The sequence below is a fragment of the Oscillibacter sp. CU971 genome (genome assembly GCF_905219725.1).
Lineage (GTDB): Bacteria > Bacillota > Clostridia > Oscillospirales > Oscillospiraceae > Oscillibacter.
Window position 1 is genome coordinate 1 of the sequence record NZ_CAJMXG010000494.1, and the last position, 1,352, is coordinate 1,352.

The 1,352-nt window shown below is 62.1% G+C and carries 3 protein-coding genes; all 3 read right to left on the minus strand.

Annotated features, from left to right (window positions below; all coding sequences use genetic code 11):
- A partial coding sequence (locus tag JX325_RS16870) for a Clp protease N-terminal domain-containing protein (RefSeq protein ID WP_204792175.1) occupies positions 1 to 253 on the minus strand: 253 nt, incomplete at its 3' end.
- A gap of 34 nt (positions 254 to 287) precedes the next feature.
- Positions 288 to 755, minus strand: a complete 468-nt coding sequence (locus JX325_RS16875; protein ID WP_204792176.1) for a UvrB/UvrC motif-containing protein — start codon at positions 753 to 755, stop codon at positions 288 to 290.
- Positions 756 to 830: 75 nt separating this feature from the next.
- Positions 831 to 1,283, minus strand: coding sequence for a CtsR family transcriptional regulator (locus tag JX325_RS16880; protein ID WP_204792177.1), 453 nt, complete (start codon positions 1,281 to 1,283; stop codon positions 831 to 833).
- Positions 1,284 to 1,352: the final 69 nt, after the last annotated feature.

Here is a 1,352-nt window from a genome sequence, read left to right on the forward strand (position 1 = left end):
CCCGGGGGGTCAGGCCCTGGGCGGGGTTCCCGACGGGGAGGCCTGCGCCGACGCTGCGCTTGATGATTTGGACGATCATGTCGTCGGTGAGCCCGGATTCCAGGAGGACGTCGTGGGCGGTGCCCTGGTCCTCCCGGATGAGCCCCAGAAGCAGGTGCTCCGTGCCGACGTAGCCGTGGCCCAGCTCTCCCGCGGCCTCCTGGCTGAGGCGGAGGGACTCCTCCGCGCCGGGGCTGAATTTTTTCTCATTCATGTGCAAGACACTTCCTTTCGTGCAGTCGGGTGGTTCAGTTCTGTTCCAGGCTGTGGATCTGGTCCCGGAGCTCCGCCGCCCGCTCGAAGTTCTCCTCCTGGACGGCCTTTTGCATTTCCATCCGCAGGGCGTTGAGCTGCCGCTTTTTGGAAATCTCGTTTTGTTCCTCCTGCTCCAGCAGGGCCTCCTGGGCCTTGGGAGCCTCCTGCTTCGCCTCCGCCGGGGCGCCCAGGGCGGGCATGTCGGCGAAGAAGTCGTCAAAGGGGTCCTCCAGCATACGGTTCATCCGGCTCAGCAGGGAGGGGACGGGGGTGAAGAAGTCGTCGAACAGCCCGCCGCCGAAGAGGCCCCGCATCATCCGCTGGCTCTGGGCGGCCAGGCGCTGGGTGTAGCCCAGCCGTTCGGCGCATTCGCTGCACAGGTGCTTCTCGGTAATCTGGCCATTGACGTTGCTCTGGTAAACAAAGGTGACTTCATTCTTGCCACAATTTTCGCATTTCATAATAAAAACCTCCTGTATACGGAAAATGTTTTGATGGACAATTTAAAAGGTGGGACTATTTCAGTTTATGCCCCGCTAGACCTGGAGAATCAGGACGTTTTTCAAAACGTCCGCCCGGACCTGGTCCCGGAGGTCCCGGGGCACGGCCCCCAGGGCCTTGTCTCCCACGGCGGCCAGCAGCGTCCGGGCCAGGCCCTCTGGCAGGGCCCCGGCCTCCGCCAGGTTCCCCAGGATTGCCCGGGCGGAGGGCAGGTCCACCCGCTCGCCCAGGGAGTTGATGACGTGCATCAAAAGAGTCTCCCGGTCCACCTGGACCCGGGTGATGCGGATGTACCCGTTGCCGCCACGGCGGCTCTCCACGATATAGCCCCGCTCGGGGGAGAAGCGGGTGGACATGACGTAGTTGATCTGGCTGGGCACGCAGTTGAACCGCTGGGCCAGCTCGCCCCGCTGGACCTCCAGCACGCCGTCTCCCGTCTCGTCCAGGCATTCTTGAAGGAAGCCGGCAATTAAATCGGAAATCCCCATGGGTATGCCTCCTCGTTTGACTTTGACTATCTTTGATGTTTTGGATGATGTTAGTATATCATCTGCCGG